The 19,611-nt window shown below is 58.1% G+C and carries 18 protein-coding genes and 1 tRNA gene; 11 read left to right on the top strand and 8 right to left on the bottom strand.

The window, feature by feature from the left end; translation table 11 throughout:
• The first annotated feature begins 15 nt into the window (after positions 1–15).
• Both RA27_RS05675 and RA27_RS05670 read left to right on the top strand, forming a co-directional pair.
• On the top strand, positions 16–3,645 hold the full coding sequence (locus tag RA27_RS05675) for a vitamin B12-dependent ribonucleotide reductase (RefSeq protein WP_039535716.1): 3,630 nt from the start codon (positions 16–18) through the stop codon (positions 3,643–3,645).
• A 546-nt stretch (positions 3,646–4,191) separates the two neighbouring features.
• A complete protein-coding gene (locus tag RA27_RS05670; RefSeq protein WP_039535714.1) occupies positions 4,192–4,437 on the top strand; it encodes a hypothetical protein in 246 nt (81 codons plus the stop codon).
• Between the two features lie 53 nt (positions 4,438–4,490).
• Here RA27_RS05670 and RA27_RS05665 read toward each other — a convergent pair whose 3' ends face one another.
• Complete coding sequence (locus RA27_RS05665; RefSeq protein ID WP_039535712.1) at positions 4,491–6,035, bottom strand: trimethylamine methyltransferase family protein; 1,545 nt, start codon at positions 6,033–6,035, stop codon at positions 4,491–4,493.
• A gap of 415 nt (positions 6,036–6,450) precedes the next feature.
• Between RA27_RS05665 and RA27_RS05660 the strand changes: the two genes are divergently transcribed.
• Positions 6,451–6,969: an outer membrane beta-barrel protein gene (locus RA27_RS05660; protein ID WP_039535710.1), complete on the top strand. Its 519-nt coding sequence runs from the start codon at positions 6,451–6,453 to the stop codon at positions 6,967–6,969.
• Positions 6,970–6,993: 24 nt separating this feature from the next.
• Here RA27_RS05660 and RA27_RS05655 read toward each other — a convergent pair whose 3' ends face one another.
• Both RA27_RS05655 and RA27_RS05650 read right to left on the bottom strand, forming a co-directional pair.
• Complete coding sequence (locus tag RA27_RS05655) at positions 6,994–8,169, bottom strand: pyridoxal phosphate-dependent aminotransferase (protein WP_039535708.1); 1,176 nt, start codon at positions 8,167–8,169, stop codon at positions 6,994–6,996.
• Positions 8,170–8,226: 57 nt separating this feature from the next.
• Positions 8,227–8,571 (bottom strand): MmcQ/YjbR family DNA-binding protein, encoded by a 345-nt coding sequence (locus RA27_RS05650; protein WP_039535706.1) that lies wholly within the window; start codon positions 8,569–8,571, stop codon positions 8,227–8,229.
• A gap of 218 nt (positions 8,572–8,789) precedes the next feature.
• Here RA27_RS05650 and cysS point away from each other — a divergent pair, with 218 nt between their 5' ends.
• Genes cysS through RA27_RS05635 form a run of 3 tightly spaced genes read left to right on the top strand, consistent with a single transcriptional unit; the run spans position 8,790 to position 12,599 of the window.
• The gene (gene cysS, locus RA27_RS05645) at positions 8,790–10,190 is read left to right on the top strand and encodes a cysteine--tRNA ligase (RefSeq protein ID WP_039537029.1); all 1,401 of its coding nucleotides are present in this window, start codon (positions 8,790–8,792) and stop codon (positions 10,188–10,190) included.
• Positions 10,187–11,821, top strand: coding sequence for a citramalate synthase (gene cimA / locus RA27_RS05640; protein ID WP_039535704.1), 1,635 nt, complete (start codon positions 10,187–10,189; stop codon positions 11,819–11,821). The genes cysS and cimA overlap by 4 nt, the downstream gene beginning before the upstream one ends.
• A 1-nt stretch (position 11,822) precedes the next feature.
• Positions 11,823–12,599: a squalene/phytoene synthase family protein gene (locus RA27_RS05635; RefSeq protein ID WP_039535703.1), complete on the top strand. Its 777-nt coding sequence runs from the start codon at positions 11,823–11,825 to the stop codon at positions 12,597–12,599.
• A gap of 2 nt (positions 12,600–12,601) precedes the next feature.
• Here the strand turns inward: RA27_RS05635 and RA27_RS05630 are convergent, their stop codons facing one another.
• Positions 12,602–13,828 carry an MFS transporter gene (locus RA27_RS05630; RefSeq protein ID WP_039535701.1) on the bottom strand — a complete coding sequence of 409 codons (1,227 nt, stop codon included), beginning with the start codon at positions 13,826–13,828 and terminating at the stop codon, positions 12,602–12,604.
• A 98-nt stretch (positions 13,829–13,926) separates the two neighbouring features.
• On the opposite strand from RA27_RS05630, the gene RA27_RS05625 reads away from it, so the two are divergent.
• Genes RA27_RS05625 through RA27_RS05615 form a run of 3 tightly spaced genes read left to right on the top strand, consistent with a single transcriptional unit; the run spans position 13,927 to position 15,711 of the window.
• Positions 13,927–14,559: a DNA-3-methyladenine glycosylase gene (locus RA27_RS05625; protein WP_039535699.1), complete on the top strand. Its 633-nt coding sequence runs from the start codon at positions 13,927–13,929 to the stop codon at positions 14,557–14,559.
• Positions 14,556–15,221, top strand: a complete 666-nt coding sequence (locus RA27_RS05620) for an alpha/beta fold hydrolase (protein WP_039535697.1) — start codon at positions 14,556–14,558, stop codon at positions 15,219–15,221. Before RA27_RS05625 ends, RA27_RS05620 begins: the two co-directional genes overlap by 4 nt.
• A 1-nt stretch (position 15,222) precedes the next feature.
• Positions 15,223–15,711 (top strand): GNAT family N-acetyltransferase, encoded by a 489-nt coding sequence (locus RA27_RS05615; RefSeq protein ID WP_039535695.1) that lies wholly within the window; start codon positions 15,223–15,225, stop codon positions 15,709–15,711.
• On the opposite strand, the gene RA27_RS05610 is transcribed toward RA27_RS05615, so the two are convergent.
• A complete protein-coding gene (locus RA27_RS05610) occupies positions 15,708–16,133 on the bottom strand; it encodes a VOC family protein (RefSeq protein WP_039535693.1) in 426 nt (141 codons plus the stop codon). The two genes, RA27_RS05615 and RA27_RS05610, sit on opposite strands and share 4 nt — an antisense overlap.
• A 31-nt stretch (positions 16,134–16,164) precedes the next feature.
• Positions 16,165–16,770, bottom strand: coding sequence for a pseudouridine synthase (locus RA27_RS05605; protein ID WP_039535691.1), 606 nt, complete (start codon positions 16,768–16,770; stop codon positions 16,165–16,167).
• Between the two features lie 213 nt (positions 16,771–16,983).
• On the opposite strand from RA27_RS05605, the gene RA27_RS05600 reads away from it, so the two are divergent.
• Entirely contained in the window at positions 16,984–17,571 is a 588-nt protein-coding gene (locus tag RA27_RS05600) for an HNH endonuclease (protein ID WP_039535689.1), read from the top strand.
• Between the two features lie 3 nt (positions 17,572–17,574).
• Here the strand turns inward: RA27_RS05600 and RA27_RS05595 are convergent, their stop codons facing one another.
• Positions 17,575–18,033: a disulfide bond formation protein B gene (locus RA27_RS05595; RefSeq protein WP_039537026.1), complete on the bottom strand. Its 459-nt coding sequence runs from the start codon at positions 18,031–18,033 to the stop codon at positions 17,575–17,577.
• The gene (locus tag RA27_RS05590) at positions 18,033–18,611 is read right to left on the bottom strand and encodes a YqaA family protein (protein ID WP_039535687.1); all 579 of its coding nucleotides are present in this window, start codon (positions 18,609–18,611) and stop codon (positions 18,033–18,035) included. Before RA27_RS05590 ends, RA27_RS05595 begins: the two co-directional genes overlap by 1 nt.
• 146 nt (positions 18,612–18,757) lie before the next feature.
• Here RA27_RS05590 and RA27_RS05585 point away from each other — a divergent pair.
• A tRNA-Leu gene (locus tag RA27_RS05585) sits at positions 18,758–18,843 on the top strand.
• Positions 18,844–19,611: the final 768 nt, after the last annotated feature.

Here is a 19,611-nt window from a genome sequence, read left to right as displayed (position 1 = left end):
GCTGGGGCAGCGGACATGAAGATTGAAAGAAAATTCACCAAACCGGGACAGGATGCTTATGCGGATCTGGATTTTGTGTCTGCAACCTCGGAAATCCGCAATCCCGACGGCACGATTGTATTCCGGTTGGATGAAATCGAAGTGCCTGCGAAGTGGAGTCAGGTTGCCAGCGATGTGATTGCGCAGAAGTACTTTCGCAAGGCAGGCGTGCCGTCCAAGCTGAAGAAGGTCAAAGAGAAGGACGTCCCGGAATTCCTGTGGCGCTCTGTCCCGGCTGAAGATGCTGAGTTCGATGGGGAGACGTCCTCCAAGCAGGTGTTCGACCGGCTGGCTGGCGCCTGGGCCTATTGGGGTTGGAAAGGCGGCTATTTCTCGTCCGAGGAGGACGCGTGCGCTTACTTTGATGAGATGCGCTATATGCTGGCCACCCAGCGCGCCGCTCCGAACTCGCCACAGTGGTTCAACACCGGCTTGCACTGGGCTTATGGCATCGACGGTCCGGCGCAGGGCCACCACTATGTCGATTACAAAACCGGCAAGCTGACCAAATCGAAATCTGCATATGAACACCCGCAGCCTCACGCGTGCTTCATCCAGTCGGTCAACGATGATCTGGTGAACGAAGGCGGCATCATGGATCTGTGGGTGCGCGAGGCGCGCCTGTTCAAATACGGCTCGGGCACGGGGACCAACTTTAGCCATCTGCGTGCAGACGGTGAGGCGCTGTCGGGTGGCGGCAAGTCCTCGGGCCTGATGGGCTTTCTCAAGATCGGCGACCGCGCCGCTGGCGCGATCAAATCAGGCGGGACAACCCGTCGAGCAGCAAAGATGGTGATCGTCGATGCAGATCACCCGGACATCGAGCAATTCATCGAATGGAAGGTGATCGAAGAGCAGAAGGTGGCCTCGATCGTTGCCGGATCAAAGATGCACGAGAAGATGCTGAATGGCATTTTCGAGGCCATCCGGTCTTGGGACGGTTCTGTGGATGACGCCTATGATCCGAACGCGAACGATGCGTTGAAAAAGGCAGTTCGCGAGGCGAAAAAGGTTGCGATCCCCGAGACTTACATCAAGCGCGTGCTGGATTACGCCAAGCAGGGCCACGACAGCATCGAATTCCCGACCTATGATACGGACTGGGATTCGGAAGCCTATAGCTCGGTCTCGGGCCAGAACTCGAACAACTCGATCCGCGTGACCAATGCGTTTCTGACTGCGGTTGAGAAAGACGCGGATTGGGAACTGATCAACCGTACCGATGGCAAGGTCGCCAAGACCGTCAAGGCGCGCGATCTGTGGGAAAAGGTTGGTCATGCCGCATGGGCCTGTGCCGATCCCGGCATCCAGTTCCACGATACCGTGAACGAATGGCACACCTGCCCTGAAGATGGCGAGATTCGCGGATCGAACCCGTGCTCGGAATACATGTTCCTCGATGACACGGCTTGTAACCTGGCATCGATGAACCTGCTGACCTTCCTCAAGGATGGTGAGTTCCAGGCGGCGGACTACATGCACACCTCGCGTCTGTGGACGTTGACGCTGGAAATCTCGGTGACCATGGCGCAGTTCCCGTCGAAGGAAATCGCGCAGCTTTCTTATGACTTCCGCACATTGGGCCTCGGTTACGCGAATATCGGCGGTCTGTTGATGAACATGGGCTACAGCTATGACTCGGACGAGGGGCGGGCGATCTGTGGCGCGCTGACTGCGATCATGACCGGTGTGGCCTATGCAACCTCGGCTGAGATCGCCGGTGAGCTTGGCCCGTTCAAGGGCTATGAACGCAACGCCGACCACATGCTGCGTGTCATCCGTAACCACCGCCGTGCGTCGCAAGGTGTGACCGAGGGTTATGAGAAGCTGGCGGTCAAACCGGTTCCTCTGGATCACAGCAACTGCCCGGATAAACGTCTGGTCGATCTGGCCATGTCCGCTTGGGATGAGGCGCTGAGCCTTGGTGAAAAGAACGGTTATCGCAACGCGCAGGCCACTGTGATCGCGCCGACCGGCACTATTGGTCTGGTGATGGATTGCGACACAACCGGGATCGAGCCGGACTTTGCTCTGGTCAAGTTCAAGAAGCTTGCGGGCGGCGGCTACTTCAAGATCATCAATCGCTCGGTACCCTCGGCGCTGGAAAAGCTGGGCTATTCCTCGGCCCAGATTGAAGAGATCGTGGGTTACGCAGTCGGTCACGGCACCATCGGCAATGCGCCGGGGATCAACCATACCTCGCTGACCGGCCATGGTTTTGGGCCCAACGAGTTGGCGAAAGTGGATGCTGCACTGGAAAGCGCCTTTGATATCCGGTTCGTGTTCAACCAGTGGACCTTGGGCGAGGATTTCTGCACCGGTGTTCTGGGCATCCCGGCAACCAAGCTGAACGACCCGACCTTCGACCTGCTGCGCCACCTCGGCTTCACAAAAGCAGATATAGACGCGGCCAACGACCACGTTTGCGGAACCATGACGCTGGAAGGTGCGCCGCATCTGAAAGAAGAACACTATTCGATCTTCGACTGCGCCAACCCGTGCGGCAAGAAAGGCAAGCGTTTCCTTGGGGTTGATAGCCACATCACCATGATGGCGGCGGCGCAGAGCTTCATCTCGGGCGCGATCTCGAAGACGATCAACATGCCGAATGACGCCACCATCGAGGATTGCCAGAAGGCTTATGAACTCAGCTGGTCGTTGGGTGTGAAGGCGAACGCACTCTATCGTGACGGCTCGAAACTGTCTCAGCCATTGGCCGCAGCACTTGTCGAGGATGACGATGAAGCGGCGGAAGTGCTGGAAAGCGGATCGGCGCAAGAAAAAGCCGTCGTTCTGGCCGAGAAAGTGATCGAGAAGGTTGTGGTCAAGGAAATGATCCGCAGCCATCGCGAGAAATTGCCCCATCGCCGCAAGGGCTACACCCAAAAGGCGATCGTGGGTGGCCACAAGGTTTACCTGCGGACCGGTGAGTTCGAAGACGGCAAGCTGGGCGAGATTTTCATCGACATGCACAAGGAAGGCGCTGGCTTCCGGGCGATGATGAACAACTTTGCCATCGCCGTGTCGGTCGGTCTGCAATACGGTGTGCCGCTGGAAGAGTTCGTCGACGCCTTCACCTTCACTAAGTTCGAACCGGCAGGGATGGTGCAGGGCAACGACTCGATCAAAAACGCGACGTCGATCCTGGATTACATCTTCCGCGAACTGGCCGTGTCCTATCTGGACCGCACCGATCTGGCCCATGTGAAACCCGAAGGCGCAAGCTTTGACGATTTGGGCAAGGGCGAAGAAGAGGGCGTGTCGAACGTCTCGGAAATCAGCGAAAGCGCGGCGTCTAAATCTTTGGAAGTACTGAAACAAATCAGTTCGACAGGCTATCTGCGTAAACGTCTGCCGCAAGATCTGGTGGTCTTTAATGGCGGGCAGTCCGAAGTGAATGGGATGTCCGAATCTTCGGTCGAATTCGAAGTGCAGACCGAAACCGCCGTTGTGGCCGAAGTTGCGACCGGAATGGACGCCCGCACAAAAGCAAAGATGCAGGGGTACGAGGGCGATCCTTGTGGCGAGTGCGGAAACTACACGCTGGTGCGCAATGGCACCTGCATGAAGTGCAACACCTGCGGCGCGACAAGCGGGTGTAGCTGAAACTAGCGCCCCGGCAACCCGGGGCGCAGGGGTCGGATAGCTGCCACAGGTACCGACCCCGACGAATACGGAGCAAGGCGCTGAGACTTACCGTTGATGCCTTGCTCCACTCGGCCGACATGCCCGTGTTGGCCGGGAACAGGGTGGGGCGGAATATTTGCTCCCTCCCACTCTTTCACGGGGCGGGTGCGCTCGTCCCATGCGCAGTCCAGGCCGCAGGCAAAAAAACACCGGGCGGTCAACGAAATGAGCCTGGAAGGCGAAACTGACAGGGGGCTTCGGCCCCCTTTCTTTTTTACAGCCTGAGTCGGTTTTTTTGGGCAGAGCTTTGCCGGATCGTCCCGTCTGGATCGGGCAAGAGTTGCCGAAAGCCGTATCAGCCGTTTTGCACGGCAATCCTCCGCAGATACGACTCGGCCAAACACGCAGAGATTGGCGCGTATGGCGCCAAATCTATCTGGGCGGGTGACATGCCTTCTGCATGGCCGTTTTCTGACGCTTGTCCGGACGCAAACACTCAAAGAAAACGCAATCAGGAGGCAAAACATGAAACCGCAAAAACTGGCCGTGATCTCGGCGCTGGCATTTGGTCTGCCGACATTGGCTTTGGCCCAGACTGCTGCCGATACCAACGGCGATGGTGTACTGACAATCGATGAGGTTCAGGCCGTCGTGCCAGACGTCGATGCCGAAGGCTTTGCCCAGATGGACGCGAACGGGGATGGCGCATTGGATCAGGATGAGATCACCATCGCGCAGGAAGCAGGGTTGCTGCCGCCTTCCAACGGTTGATCGAACCACTGCTTTGGCGGCCCGAGTATATCGGGCCGCCTGTTTTCAAAGGGTTACGTGGGCAAGTGAATGTTGAACCTGCCACGAATCTCAGCGTCCAAAAGCGGATCGAACCGCGCCGGAGACGGGACCGCCAGAATCTCTTCCTTCCGCTTGATCGCTTTTTCGATCAGGTCCGGTTTGCCGAGTTCCACCCACTCTTTGGGGGACGAGCGATCCCCAAAGGTGGGATAGACGTAATCCGCCTGCATACGTCCCAAGGTTGCGTCGGTCCCAAGATAGTGACCGGGGCCGCCCATACAAACCTCGGCCATCTGATCCAGCGCTAAGGTTTCGTCCGTCACTTCGATGCCGCGCACGCAGCGCTGTGCCTGTCCGATCAGATCATCGCTCAGGATCAGGCTTTCGTGGCAGAATCCCAGCAATGAGGCGTGCATACCTGCGGCCTCATACACCATGTTCAGGCCCGAAAGGCCGGCCATGACGTTCGAACACATCTGTTCCCACCCGGCTTGCATATCCGGCAGCTTGGCATCCGACGCGCCGGCCGCAGCGCCACCGGGCAGGTCGTAGAAATGGTGCATCTGGGCACAGCCTGCCGTCAGCAACGCCTGCTCGCCAGAACCGATGGACATCGCACCGGTGCGCAGATCCAGACCAAAGGGCCAAGTGCCAAAAATCGCAGGGGCACCGGGCTTTACGGCGTTTACATAAACCAAACCTGCCAGACATTCGGCGGTGGCTTGGGTGATCGCACCGGCAATGGTCGAGGGGGCAGTTGCCCCGGCCATACCGGCAGAAAGCAGCAAGACCGGCATTCCGGCCTTTATACACTCTTCCATCACTTCGCAGCTTTCGGTGGCGAATTTCATCGGCGGCACGACAAAACAGTTCGAGTTGGACATAAAGGGCCGTTCGCGCCACTTGTCCTCACCGCCGGCGATCATGTGCAGCATTTCAATCGCCGGAGCCACGTGGCTGGGTTCGGTGAAGGATGTGCCGATATGTTTGAATGTGCCGGATGTGGTGGCGTAGACCGTGTTCAGGTCCATCTCAAGATTGTCGGCAATGTCGCGGCACACCATCGGACGTTGAACAAAGTGAATGTTTTCAAGTTGTTCACAGATGCGGCTCGCGTCGTGCAAATCCTGCAGGGTCGAATCACGATATTCCTGCCCGTGCACGTCGACCATGCTGACAGCCGCACCGGCAGTGCCATAATGAACCCGGTTACCGGACAGTTCCAGATCGGATTTTCCATCCCGGCTGCATAGCGTGATCGAGCGATTGGCCTTGGCGATGGTGTCTTCGACCAGGGCGCGGGGGAAGCGGATGCGACCGTCGTCGCCCAAGGTGCAGCCAGCGGCCACAAGGTAGTCGATCCCGCTTTGCGGGGCATCGGCCAAACCGATGGTTTCCAGTGCCGTCAACGCGGCATGGTGGATGCGCTCGATCTGCGCCTGGGTCAGAACCTTCAGAGTCCCGCCTTCCATGCCGGGACGTATGGGGCGCAGATGTTCCGGTAGCGCTGTGGCACGGGCCGCTCGGCGCGCGGCACGTCCGCCGCTGCGCGATGAGTTTCGGGTTTGTTCGTTCATAGTTTTGGTCCGGTCGAAAAAAGTACGTGCAGGGTTGAGTGTACTCAGACCGTCGTCGGTCGCCCACGCGCTGCGCGCCCACGATCCGCACCAATGGTGCGGCTGATCAGGCGGATCTTCCAAACCTCGTCTTGCATCGGCTTCCTCAGTTAAGTGTCGTGAGTGTTTCAAGGGTTTTCGTCACAATCTATTCTATTTGCGACCTGCATCCGATTTTATGTGGCGATCAGTCGACATTCAGCCGAGCGCAAATCGATGTGAGCAAATGTTTTTTCCCGTTACGATAAGAATCTGTTAATCTACTCGTAGTTATTTGGATAAAACCCTAGGTTTAAGTAGGAATTGGGGCTGATTGACCATCAGGTCGCAGCCCTTTGAATGCGCCCAAACCGGCATCAGATGTTTGGAGGTCTGCATGAAGTCAATTACGGCCGCACTCGTCGCAGCACTTATTGTGGGCGCTGGACCGGCTGTTGCAGAGGATTGGACCGGCGCTTATGCCGGTTTCAGCTTTGGCTATGCAGATGCTGATGGGGCCGACGGGGCAGGTGGTAGCGGTGCCAGCTTTGGCCCGTTGATCGGATATGATCATGATTTCGGCAGTTTCGTCCTTGGTGGCGAGTTGGAGTATAACCGCCTGAATCTGGATCTGGGCCGGTCAGAGGGAAGTCTTGATAGCCTGTCGCGCCTGAAACTGCGTGGCGGATACGATTTCGGCTCGGCGCTTGGCTATGTTGTGCTGGGAACCGCTCGGGCAAGCACATCCGGCGACAGTGATACGGCGGCCGTCTACGGGATCGGAGTTGCCTATCCCCTGGGAGACCGGTTTGTCATCAGCGGTGAGGCGTTGCGGCAGGACTTCGACAACGTGCCAGAGGCTGGCGGCAGCCTGGATGCGAATGTCTTTAACCTGCGTACCACCTTCCGTTTCTAACACACCTCATTCAGAGATAAATCTTTATTTTTCAGCAAGCTGAGCTGCGAAGCTACATAAGATACGCAGAGATTCGGCGAACCTTTCATCGGCGATTGTCATGGCTACGCGGATATGCCCGGCAGCGGCGGCGCCAAAACTCTCGCCGGGCATTACTGCGATGGCATGTGTCTCCAGCAAGGCGTTCGCGAAAGCGTCGCCGCTGAGGCCGGTCGAGCGGATATCCAACATCAGATACATTGCCCCCTGAGCCGGGATCAGGCTGACGACCTGCTGCGCGGCAAGCACCTCGAGCGCCAGGGCTCGCCGACGGCGAAACGGCTCGGCGATCTGGTCCTCCAGAGTACGGCCCGCGCTCAGCGCAAAGCTCGCGGCATCCTGAATGAAACCGGGCACGCCATAAGTTGTATGCGTCGCCAGATTGGTCAAATGCTCGATGACATCTTCCGGTGCCACGATCCAACCGCAGCGTGAGCCGGTCATTGCGTGCGATTTAGACATCGAGCCGATGACCAAACTACGCTCAGCCATGCCCGGCAAGGCGCGGGGTGACAGATGTTCGCCTTCCCAAACCTGCGTGTCATAGACCTCGTCCGAGATCAGCCACAAATCACGGCGCCGGCAAAGCTCGGCGATGGAGGAAAGGGTTTCGGGAGAATACACCACTCCGGTGGGATTGTTCGGGGTGTTGATCAGCAGGGAAACCGCGCCGTCCGCGGCTGCCTCAATATCGGTTGCGCGGGGCTGAAACGCGTCTTCGGCACGTGTTTCAATTCGTTTGGCCACAGCGCCAGCGCCGCGTATCGTGCCGGGGTAGGTGGCATAATAGGGGTCCAGATACAGCCCGATATCGCCCGGGTCACAAACCGCTGTGTGCGCCGCAAACAGCCCCGCCTGACCGCCCGGCGTGATGATGACATTGTTGCGGGTGGTCGGAACGCCGGTTCTCAGTTGCACGCGTGCGGCCACGGTATCGCGAAGCAGGTCGGTACCCGGAACCATAGCGTATCCAGTGTGCCCGTCGCGGGCCGAGCGTTCCATCGTCGCCAAGATCGACGGGTCGGTCCGGATATCGTGCTCTCCGATGGTTAACTCAGTCACGGCATGACCTTCGGCGATCATGCGGCGTGCACGGTTGAACACCTCCCAGCCATCCGATCCGCCATCGGTCAGATGCGTGATGCGGTGTGATAGTTTCAAGGCGCCCTCCCGACCGGCTTTAGTCGCGAATGGGGCAGAGTGACGCAGTTTTGTCAATCAGCTTCGCGGCGGCAAACTCGCCTGAATTTTCTTGGTCAAGGAAGCTCGGACAATGTCGTAGGAGGTGATCAACCGATGCTGCATCTCATCTGCTTCGGTTTCCCAGGGCAGGCGGACCCAACTGCGATGGAAATAGGGGGCTTTTGTGCCGATCCCTGCATCGATCAGCATTTGCGCGGTTTCTATGTCGAGTGTCTTGACCGAAACCCCATCCCCAACCGAACCGACACAGGCAAACATCTTGCCGCCGACTTTCCAAGCGTCATGAGCACCGCCCCATGGGTCGGAGAGTTCGGCGCCGGGCAGCGCGGCGCATACAGAATTAACGTATTCACGGGTCATGGCGGATAGACTGACGTCGTGGTGTGAAAAACTCAAGGCTTGGCCCAGCGCCGATCCCGTGCTAGTCAAAGCGCATGAACCCGAAGAACTGCATCATTATCTGCTGCATTACCTGCTGATTTTTCAAGCGGGCCGGTTTCTTTCGTTTTCATCCCTGAGACAAGTTGCTAAGCCCGCGCCAACGCGTGACGTACATGCTGTTTCAGGAGCACGACCCGATGACGACGATCAAACTGCACAACACACGGACACGGACGAAAGAGGATTTCGTGCCGATCGATCCCGATAACGTGCGGATGTATGTCTGTGGTCCGACGGTTTATGATCGCGCCCACCTTGGGAACGCGCGTCCGGTCGTGGTGTTCGATGTGCTCTACCGTTTGCTGCGGCATGTCTATGGCGCGGATCACGTGACTTATGTGCGCAACTTCACCGACGTGGATGACAAGATCAACGCGACCGCGCTGGCGCGCAAGCAGGCTGGCGCTGCGGGGACTTTGGAACAGTTGGTGCAGGAACGTTCGGACGAGACCATCGGCTGGTATCTGCATGACATGGGGGCACTCGGCGCGATGGAGCCGAACGAGATGCCGCGTGCCACGCAATATATCGAACAGATGATCGCGATGATCGAAGACCTGATCGCCAAGGGGCACGCCTATGCCGCCGAAGGTCATGTGTTGTTCGCGGTGGATACATGGAAGGAGCGCTATGGCGCGCTGTCGGGGCGGTCTGTAGATGACATGATCGCCGGGGCGCGGGTTGAGGTCGCGCCATACAAGAAGAACCCGATGGATTTCGTGCTTTGGAAACCCTCGACCGATGAGTTGCCTGGTTGGGACAGCCCGTGGGGTCGGGGGCGTCCGGGATGGCACATTGAATGCTCGGCGATGAGTCATGAGCTGCTGGGTGATAGTTTTGACATTCACGGTGGCGGTAATGATCTGATGTTCCCGCATCATGAAAATGAGATCGCTCAAAGCTGCTGCGCGCATCCGGAGGGCGAGTTCGCCCGGTTCTGGCTTCACAACGAGATGCTGCAGGTCGAAGGCAAGAAGATGTCCAAGTCTCTGGGGAACTTCTTCACAGTTCATGATCTGTTGGAGCAAGGCATTCCTGGCGAGGTGATCCGGTTCGTGTTTCTGCAGACCCATTATCGCAAACCGATGGACTGGACCGAGAAAAAGGCGCGGGAGGCCGAGGCGACGTTGCGCAAGTGGCGGGCGCTGACAGCGGGCATCGAGCCCGCAGCCAGCGCGGCACCTGCGGTCATCGATGCGCTTGCGGATGATCTGAATACAGCAGGTGCCATCGCGGAACTTCACCGGCTTGCGTCACAGGGGGATGCTGCGCTGTTGCTGGCAAGCGCGCGGGTGCTTGGGTTGTTGGCGGAAGATATGGGGACTTGGGCGGAGACGGCATCGGTCGATCTGTCATCCCTCGCGCTGAAACTGGCTGATGCGCGGGCGCTTGCCATGCAGAGCAAGGATTTTTCTGAGGTTGATCGCCTTAAGGCCGTATATGTCTCGGCTGGGCTGGAGGTTCGGATGAGCAAGGATGGTGTTGAACTGGTGCCGGGTGCCGGATTCGATGCTGCCAAGTTAGAGGGGGTCGAATGACCAAAGAACGCCTTTACCTTTACGATACCACCTTGCGAGACGGGCAGCAGACGCAGGGTGTTCAATTCTCGACAGCAGAAAAGGTTCAGATCGCGCAGGCTTTGGATGCGTTGGGAGTGGACTACATCGAAGGGGGGTGGCCCGGCGCGAACCCGACCGATAGTGCGTTCTTTGAGGCTGCGCCTGCGACCTCGGCTTGTTTGACCGCGTTTGGGATGACCAAACGCGCGGGGCGATCAGCCGAGAATGACGATGTGTTGGCCGCCGTGATGAATGCCGGAACGCCTGCGGTTTGTCTGGTGGGGAAGTCGCACGACTACCACGTGACCGATGCACTTGGCATCGCGTTGGCGGAGAACACCGAGAACGTGCGGGCCTCGGTTGCGCATATCGTGGCGCAGGGGCGCGAAGCTCTGTTCGATGCCGAGCATTTCTTTGATGGCTACAAGGATAACCCCGAATATGCGGTCGAGGTCTGTCGTGCCGCGTTGGACGCGGGTGCGCGGTGGGTTGTGTTGTGCGACACCAACGGCGGCGCCTTGCCGGCTGAGGTCGGGCGGATTGTGTCCGAGGTGATTGCGGCCGGTCTGCCGGGGGATCGGCTGGGTATTCATACGCATAACGATACCGAGAATGCGGTGGCTTGCTCGCTTGCGGCGGTCGATGCGGGGGCACGACAGATCCAGGGCACCCTGAACGGGTTGGGGGAACGCTGCGGCAATGCCAACCTGACCGCTCTGATCCCGACGCTGATGCTGAAAGAGCCTTATGCCTCGCGCTATGAGATCGGCGTGAGGTCCGAAGCGCTGGCCGGGCTCACGCGGATCAGCCGGATGCTCGACGATATATTGAACCGCGTGCCCAGCAAGCAGAGCGCCTATGTCGGTGCATCGGCTTTTGCGCACAAGGCAGGGCTTCATGCCAGCGCGATCCTCAAGGACCCGTCGACCTATGAACATATCGACCCGGCACGCGTTGGTAACGCGCGCATCATTCCAATGTCGAACCAGGCCGGGCAGTCGAACCTGCGCAAGCGCCTGACCGATGCCGGGTTGACCGTCGAAGCCGGTGATCCGGCGTTGGGGCGTATTTTGGAGCGGATCAAACTGCGCGAAGCCGAGGGGTATTCATATGACACTGCGCAGGCCAGTTTTGAGTTGCTGGCGCGTGATGAGTTGGGACAACTGCCCGATTTCTTCGAGGTCAAGCGCTATAAGGTGACCGTTGAGCGCCGGAAGAATAAATACAACAAGATGGTCAGCCTGTCCGAGGCGGTTGTTGTCGTGAAGGTCGACGGTGAGAAACGGCTTTCGGTCAGTGAATCGCTTGATGAGAGTGGCAGCGATCGCGGACCGGTGAACGCGCTGGCCAAGGCTTTGGCCAAGGATTTAGGGCAGTATTCGCAAATACTTGCGGATATGCGGCTGGTCGACTTCAAGGTGCGCATCACTCAGGGCGGGACCGAGGCGGTGACTCGGGTGATCATCGACAGCGAAGACGGTCAGGGGCGGCGCTGGTCCACCGTTGGCGTAAGCGCGAACATAATCGACGCCTCGTTCGAGGCTCTGCTGGACGCGATTCAGTGGAAGCTGGTAAGCGATTGCGCCCCACACTCGGCGGCTGCCGAATAACGTGGAGTTTGATGACGATATCAGGTCCTGCGCTGCATTGGTACATCGGGCCGATCCTGATCGCTTCATGGCCGCTATGGCCGCACCTGTAGCGGCGCGCGCTGTTCTGTTCCCACTTTACGCGTTGAACGTCGAGGTGGCCCGGGCGCCGTGGGTGACACAGGAATCGATGATTGCCGAGATGCGGCTGCAGTGGTGGCGCGACGCCCTGCAAGAGATCGCCGAAGGCCCGACCGTTCGGCGGCACGAGGTCGTCTCACCCTTATCGCGCGTGCTTTCACCACATCTGGCGGCACAGTTGGATGAGTATGTGGCTGTAAGGCGGTGGGATATCTATCGTGATCCTTTTGAGGATGAGGCGCATTTTGACGCCTACATCAATCACAGCGCCGGAACTCTGATGGTGGTGTCCGCACAGGCGTTGGGCGCGGCTGAGGAGCAGGTACTGCGCGATTTCGGCTATGCGACGGGGGTCGCGAACTGGCTCCGTGCCATTCCGGAACTTGAGGCGCGGGGCCGTATCCCTTTGCTGGATGGTACGCGGGAAGGGGTTCGGGCATTGGCGCAGAGGGGTTTGGATCGCCTAGCGCGTGCACGTTCCGCCCGCGGTGAGGTTTCCGCGCAGGCACGGCCCGCGCTTTACGCAGGATGGCAGACCGAGTGGGCGCTGCGAAAGGCCTCAGATCAGCCCGAGCGCGTTGCCGCAGGAACCCTGGCACAAGGCGAAATCCGCCGCCGGTTTTCTCTGATGCGGACCGCTGCGACCGGTCGCTGGTAAGATCAGATTGTCTGGGGGTCCGATGGTCTGAGGACCAGCCACAGCAGCGCGCCACCTGCCAAAGTCAGCAGCGGGATCATCGCGAGGTTTACCGCCGTCCAGCCCTCGACCGCTGAGCCGCCCGAGCAGTTCATCAACCCGCCCGAGGCCAGCGAGGCGAAAGTGACGCCGCCAAAGACGAGAAGGTCGTTCAGGCCCTGCATACGCCCGCGTTCATGAACCTCATGCGAAGCGGCCAACATGCTGGTTGCGCCGATAAAGCCGAAGTTCCAGCCAATGCCCAGAAGGATGAGCGAGACAAAGAAATTGCCCAGGTCGACGCCCTGCAAGGCGACAATCCCGGCGCCGCCCAGAATGGCCAACCCCAAAGCTACGATCTTCTCAACCCCAAAGCGGGCAATCAGATGGCCTGTGAAAAAGCTGGGAATATACATCGCCAGCACATGGCTGGTTACGATATCGGCTGCGTTGTTCTCGGTAAATCCGCATCCGACGACCGCCAAAGGGGTCGATGTCATGACAAGGTTCATCAACGCGTAGGAGACCATCGCGCAGATGATTGCGACCGCGATGCGCGGGGTTTTTAGCAGTTCCCAGCGTGTGCGTCCCTTGGGTGCATCCTCGGCGGGTTTGGGTGGGGTCGGGATGTCGAGAAAGAAGAACAGAACCGACCCGAGAAGGTTGATGCCAATTACCGCGAGATAGGTGCCCAGAAACGGGATCACATAGGCTTGCGATGTCAGTTTTACGATCTGTGGGCCGATGATCGCTGCGGCTAAACCGCCCGCCATAACGTATGAGATCGCCTTGGGCCGGAACGCGTCTGATGCGGTGTCTGCTGCGGCGAAGCGATAGAAGCCATGTGCGCTCATGTAGATACCGGTCAGGAAACTGCCCGCCAGGAAAACCGGAAACGAACCGAGAAACAGGCCATACGCCCCGACGATGCTGCCAGCCGCCCCGGCGCCTGAGCCTACGAGGAAACCGGCGCGGCGCCCCCAGCGTTGCATGATGGCCGAGATCGGGGTGGCGGCCAGCATCGACCCCAAAACGATCAGCGAAATGGGCAGTGTCGCAAGGCAGGCATTACTTGCCAGCGACTGCCCGGCCAGCCCGCCGACGATGAACATGATGGGCATCTGCGCGCCCAGGATCGCCTGCGCCGCCACCAGAACGGCAACGTTGCGTTTAGCCTGACTGTCGTTGGCGGTGGCAGTGATCGTTGTCATGCGCGAATGGTTATCTAGGATTGAGACTCGGCACAAGCGGGTTGCATATGCGGCACATCCGCCTAACGTGCGGACAAGGATCACTTATCGGAGAGTGCATGTCCGTTGGACGCATCATCGAAACGCCGGACTGCGTAACCGAAGGGGCCGAGTGGCTGGCCGAGGCTTGTCCACGGATGGCTTATGCGATGGAGCAAACCGGCCCTTTGCCTTTGCGGCGCAAGCCAGACGGGTTCGCCCAACTGCTCAGCGCGATCGTCAGTCAGCAGGTCAGCGTGGCCTCGGCAAACGCGATCTGGAAACGGTTGCAAGATGCGAAATTGACCGGCCCGCGCAAGATCATGTGGGCCACTGATGATGATTTGAGGGCGGTGGGTCTCAGCCGTCAGAAAATCCGCTATGCCCGCGCCTTGGCCGAGGCTCGGATCGACTACAAGGCGCTGCGCGATGCGCCGGATGACGAGGTGGTTGCGGTTTTGACCCAAGTGCCAGGGATCGGTGTCTGGACTGCCGAGATTTACGCCATGTTCTCGCTGGGCCGCGCCGATGTCATTGCGCCGGGTGATCTGGCGCTGCAGGAGGCAGCTCGAATTCTTTACGATTTGCCAAAACGACCAACCGACAAAGAGTTACGCCAGATGGCCGAAGCATGGTCGCCTTGGCGATCGGTTGCGGCCCGCGTGCTCTGGGCCTATTACCGCGTCGCAAAAGACAGAGAAGGGATCAGATGACACGAGTTTTGAACGCGCTCCGGAAAGAGCCGGTTTCAGGGGATACGCGCTCGGTTGTGGTGTTCGTACACGGCTATGGCGCCAACGGGGCCGATCTGCTGGGGCTGGCAGATCCCTTGGGTGAGCATCTGCCGGATACTCTGTTCGTGGCCCCCGACGCACCGGAACAAATCCCCGGAATGCCAAACGGGTACCAGTGGTTCCCGATCCCGTGGATTGACGGCTCGTCCGAGGAAGAGGCGCGTCGCGGTATGGAGATGGCTGTCGAAGATTTCAATGCCTTCCTTGATGCCCTGATGGTCGACGAAGACGTTTTGCCCGAACAGGTCGTGCTGTTCGGCTTTTCTCAGGGCACGATGATGAGTCTTCACGTCGCGCCACGCCGCGAAGACCCTGTTGCCGGGATCGTCGCATTTTCTGGCCGGCTGCTGGAGCCCGATCTGCTGACGGATGAAGTGGTCAGCCGGATGCCCGTTCTGCTGTTGCACGGTGATGCGGATGATGTGGTTCCGCCGCAATCGCTGCCCGAAGCCGCCGAGGCCCTTCAGGCTGCGGGTTTCAAGGAAATCTATGCTCATGTGATGAAAGGCACTGGCCACGGTATCGCGCCCGATGGGCTTAGCGTGGCATTGGCTTTCATGCGTGACAAGCTGAGCCTGTAAGATGATCGTTGTCCGTCCGATGATGAAAGAGGATGTGGCAGACGCTTGTGCCATCCTCAATCAGATTATCGAAATTGGCGGAACGACGGCGTTCGAAACACCTTTCTCCGATGCTTTGTTTGTAACAAGCTATCTGGAAGGGTCCGACAAGGTTTGCTGCCATGTCGCGCTGGACAACAAAGGACAGGTGGCCGGTTTCCAATGGCTTGGCACGCGCCAAGGTCTACCGGACAGTTGCGCTGACATAGCGACCTTCACACGGCGACAGCCTGCCTTGAAAGGGGCGGGGCGTGCCTTGTTTTGGGAAACTGAAAAGGTGGCCCGAGCATTAGGATTCACCAGCATAAATGCGACGATACGGGCCGATAACACGATGGGTCTGAGTTATTATGACAAGATGGGCTTTCGCGATTTTTCAGTGGACTATGGCGTACCTCTTCGTGATGGCACTCCGGTCGACCGTATATCGAAGCGTCTGGACCTGAACTAGTTCCACAGATGGGCTTCGGTGAATTCAACCGAATTACCTGCCGGATCGCGGACGTACAGTGATTTCGCGCCGTTCGGCCAGTCGAACTCGGCATCCACCGGTATGTTCCAGTTCAGGAGATGCTTGCGCATTGTCGCGATCTCATCCCGGGTCAGAACAAGGCAGACATGCCCGGCACCGCGTGCGCCGTGCGGAGGCACGGGAAGGTCAGGATTGACTGCGGGCCGTTCGGTCTGCTCCGGATTGAACAGCAGCAAAACTGAACCGCCGACCTTGTAGAACACGTGCCGGTCTTCCAGGCGCTGTATCTGCACGAGCCCCAGAATCTCGCCATAGAACATTTCAGCCGCGTCCAGATCATCGACATAAAGTGCGGCCTCGAGAATGGCGGAGGGTGTCGGTATCTCAGGTGTGACCTTCATGGGGTAAGTATACCCGCAATAAGGGATTTTGTCACCGGTGGGGTCTGCGATCCCGCTTTCGCGGCGATACCGGATTCCGGGCCGGGATGGGCAGGCTGTCCCATTGGCCGGGCTCAAGACCTTGTAATGTCCAGTCACCGATCCGAACGCGGATCAGGCGCAGGGTCGGATGACCAACCGCCGCAGTCATCCTGCGCACTTGCCGATTGCGACCTTCACGAATGGTGAGTTCAATCCAGCTGTCAGGTACGGTTTGGCGTACACGGATCGGCGGCGTGCGCGGCCACAGTTCCTCGGGCGCGTCGATCATCCGGGCTTTGGCCGGTCGGGTGGCTCCGTCTTTCAGCTCGATACCGTCGCGCAGTGCCTTCAACGCGGCCGCGTCGGGAATGCCTTCAACCTGAACCCAATAGGTTTTGGCCATCTTGTGTTTGGGATCAGAAATCTGAGCTTGCAATTGGCCGTCGTCAGTCAACAACATCAGCCCTTCGCTATCCCGATCCAAACGACCGGCGGGGTAGACACCGGGCAGGTCAATGAAATCCGATAACGTCCGGCGCGGCGACTCCGCGTTTGCGCGGTCGGTAAACTGCGGCAGCACATCAAACGGTTTGTTGAAACGGATGAACCAGGACATGGAACTCGCCATAGCCCGCCGACCAAATCAGTGCAACCTGTGGATAAGTGTCACCTATCTGTTACGGATTCGGCATAATCAATACCCGAGATGTTGTGTGAACTCGGCACTTGTCAGAGATTTAACACGATATATAGTTAACTTAAGGCCGGGGCGGGTGTTCCCCGCTCTGATGTCACAAACGGGCAGTACAGAGCGAGGAGCGATTCTGTTATGGACGGAGACTTCAGGACCGAATTTGTCAGGGAAACCGGTGCGCTTAAGCATCATCCGGCATTGGTTTTGAACGCCGATTACCGTCCATTGTCTTATTACCCGCTGTCCCTGTGGCCGTGGCAGGAGGCGATCAAGGCCGCCTGGCTGGACAGGGTCGACATTGTTGCCGAATATGACGAAGTCGTCCGAAGCCCGAGTACTGTGATACGAATACCGTCGGTCGTTGTCCTGAAAGACTATGTAAAACCCAGAAAGCGCGTGGCCTTCACGCGCTTTAATTTATTTCTGCGGGATGAATTCAAATGCCAGTACTGCGGCAGCCGCGATAATCTGACGTTTGACCACGTGGTTCCGCGCTCGGCAGGTGGGGTGACAAGCTGGCAGAACGTCGTGGCAGCCTGCAGCCCCTGCAACCTGCGCAAAGGGTCCAAATCGTTGAGGCAGGCGAGGATGTCCTTGAACAAACCGCCACGCCAGCCGGATGCCGAAGCTTTGCGGAATATCGGTCGCAAATTTCCGCCAAACCATCTGCATGACAGCTGGATCGACTTCCTGTACTGGGATGCCGAACTGGATCAGCAATAGCGCCTATCGCGCACGCCAGGCTGCAATCCAGACCAGCACCAGGCCCGCAGAAAGCAATGCGTTCCAACCCGCCATAGAAATCCCGAACATCTGCCATGGAATTTCATCGCAGCGCACCAATGGCGCGGACATGATCTGTTTCATAAGTTCCTCGGCGCTGAGCCCGCCGATATCGCCGGATGTGCAGGTCGATGGCCCCTCCCACCAGCCTTGTTCAACACCGGCATGGTAGAAACCAACGCCGGCCGTCGTAGCAGCGGCCAGAGCGCCCAGCAGAGGCAGCGGGCGAACACCCGGAAACGCGAAAGCGAGCAAACCCAGAATGATTGCAGCACCGTGCGGATAACGTTGCCAGATGCACATTTTGCAGGGTGCCAGTCCTCCGATGTATTGAAATCCCCAGGCACTCAGCAACAGGGCGGCCGAGCCTGCGGTCGCAATCAGGATGAGCGTTTTCTTCATCATAGGTATCTCACCAGAAAGAAACTCCCGATCAGCAATACAATGAACACGGTGAAGACCAGCCCCAGCCGTTTTTCTATGAACCCCCGTATCGGCTCGCCAAAACCCCAGAGCAGTCCGGCGACAACGAAAAACCGCAACGCGCGGGCCAGGATCGACGTTGCGATAAACGTCCCCAGAGGCATCCCGGTCCAGCCCGACATGATGGTAATGACCTTATAGGGAAAGGGCGTCACGCCAGCTGCAAGCACGGCCCAGAAGCCAAAATCGTTGAACCTCTCATTGAATTCTTCCATCGCATGGGCTTTGCCCATGGCTTCAAGAACGGGCTGGCCGAGGCTTTCGTAGAAGAACGCTCCGATCGCATAGCCCAGCATACCTCCCAGGACCGACGCGACCAAGGCGACCGTGGCGATCAGCCAGGCGCGCGATGGCCTCGCCAGAATCATGGGGATCATCAGAACGTCGGGCGGAATCGGAAAGAACGAGCTTTCGACAAAAGCCACGATGGCCAGCGCCCACAGCGCATGAGGGTGTTCGGCCAGACGAATGGTCCAGTCATAGAGAGATCGCAACATAAAAGAACTATTGTCCCGGTAACTGTTGTCGCAAGCCAAACCATGCACCTGCCTGACCGTCAACCTCCGGCAGGGAAACAATCGACGCAGCGGTTGTTTTTTGCCTCTGGACCTTCCCTCAGTAGGGCGCTAATCCAGTGGTCGTGGCCCAAGTGGCGGAATGGTAGACGCAGGGGATTCAAAATCCCCCGGTAGTGATACCGTGCCGGTTCGAGTCCGGCCTTGGGTACCAAAGTAAAAACAGTGGGTTAGGGAGACCAGCTCGCTGTTTTTTCTTTTTTAGCAGTTCACTTTCTTACACTGCTTACTCACACTTTCACATTCTGCTCTCTTATCAGAATCGACGGTTGCGGACTGCTTTTCTTGATAAAATATGGGGTAAAGGAAAGGGCATATGAAACCGTATAAAGTTGGCTGACTTTCGTGCCATTCTCTTATCGCCTTGTCCCAGTTTGGGGTCGTATACACCGTTCATTCACTCATCGTGGACGCAGAAATAAACTGGGCATTTCAGATCCATGCTCAACGCTCCTTAAGTTGGTTCTTGAGTGTTAGATACAAAGCAGCCTTCGATATAATGATATGCTTCGCAGCGATCCGGTCCCAAATAACTACACTCAATCTTCGTTTGGTGAGCGCTCAAAACTGCACCTAAACTCAATAACTTCGTGCCTGACGGTTGCAATGTCACTTTCTGACCAACCTACGACGGTTGCGTCAGGGTCTGTCCAAACGTAACCATTCGCTGCCTCAGTCTTTTTCGCTCGTGTAAGCAGCCCTGATACACATGTTGCCGGATAGCTGGCAGAACTAAGGGTAAGCTCGTTTACTTCGCCGGTCTCAGATTCGATGACCAAATATAGTCTCCAAAATCCTCGGGGAATGTAATCATTGGCCGATGCTTCTCCGATAGCAAACAAAGTGAGTCCTGCAGCAAGAATCGAACTCTTTTTCATCGTAATATATCCCTTCTTAGAATCCCCATCGAAGGTGGCTGAGC

The sequence above is a fragment of the Ruegeria sp. ANG-R genome (assembly GCF_000813985.1).
Lineage (GTDB): Bacteria > Pseudomonadota > Alphaproteobacteria > Rhodobacterales > Rhodobacteraceae > Ruegeria.
The sequence above is the reverse complement of the archived record's forward strand: the minus strand, read 5'-3'. Positions and strand labels throughout refer to the sequence as shown.

Bases quoted from the DNA above. Each gene is read 5' to 3' on its own strand.
- RA27_RS05600 (WP_039535689.1), top strand. From the start codon at position 16,984: ATGGACGGAGACTTCAGGACCGAATTTGTCAGGGAAACCGGTGCGCTT.
- RA27_RS05650 (WP_039535706.1), bottom strand. From the start codon at position 8,571: ATGACCCGTGAATACGTTAATTCTGTATGCGCCGCGCTGCCCGGCGCC.
- RA27_RS05590 (WP_039535687.1), bottom strand. From the start codon at position 18,611: ATGTTGCGATCTCTCTATGACTGGACCATTCGTCTGGCCGAACACCCT.
- RA27_RS05660 (WP_039535710.1), top strand. From the start codon at position 6,451: ATGAAGTCAATTACGGCCGCACTCGTCGCAGCACTTATTGTGGGCGCT.
- cysS (WP_039537029.1), top strand. From the start codon at position 8,790: ATGACGACGATCAAACTGCACAACACACGGACACGGACGAAAGAGGAT.
- RA27_RS05675 (WP_039535716.1), top strand. From the start codon at position 16: ATGAAGATTGAAAGAAAATTCACCAAACCGGGACAGGATGCTTATGCG.
- RA27_RS05595 (WP_039537026.1), bottom strand. From the start codon at position 18,033: ATGAAGAAAACGCTCATCCTGATTGCGACCGCAGGCTCGGCCGCCCTG.
- RA27_RS05665 (WP_039535712.1), bottom strand. From the start codon at position 6,035: ATGAACGAACAAACCCGAAACTCATCGCGCAGCGGCGGACGTGCCGCG.
- RA27_RS05670 (WP_039535714.1), top strand. From the start codon at position 4,192: ATGAAACCGCAAAAACTGGCCGTGATCTCGGCGCTGGCATTTGGTCTG.
- RA27_RS05610 (WP_039535693.1), bottom strand. From the start codon at position 16,133: ATGAAGGTCACACCTGAGATACCGACACCCTCCGCCATTCTCGAGGCC.
- RA27_RS05620 (WP_039535697.1), top strand. From the start codon at position 14,556: ATGACACGAGTTTTGAACGCGCTCCGGAAAGAGCCGGTTTCAGGGGAT.
- RA27_RS05615 (WP_039535695.1), top strand. From the start codon at position 15,223: ATGATCGTTGTCCGTCCGATGATGAAAGAGGATGTGGCAGACGCTTGT.
- RA27_RS05625 (WP_039535699.1), top strand. From the start codon at position 13,927: ATGTCCGTTGGACGCATCATCGAAACGCCGGACTGCGTAACCGAAGGG.
- RA27_RS05630 (WP_039535701.1), bottom strand. From the start codon at position 13,828: ATGACAACGATCACTGCCACCGCCAACGACAGTCAGGCTAAACGCAAC.
- cimA (WP_039535704.1), top strand. From the start codon at position 10,187: ATGACCAAAGAACGCCTTTACCTTTACGATACCACCTTGCGAGACGGG.
- RA27_RS05605 (WP_039535691.1), bottom strand. From the start codon at position 16,770: ATGTCCTGGTTCATCCGTTTCAACAAACCGTTTGATGTGCTGCCGCAG.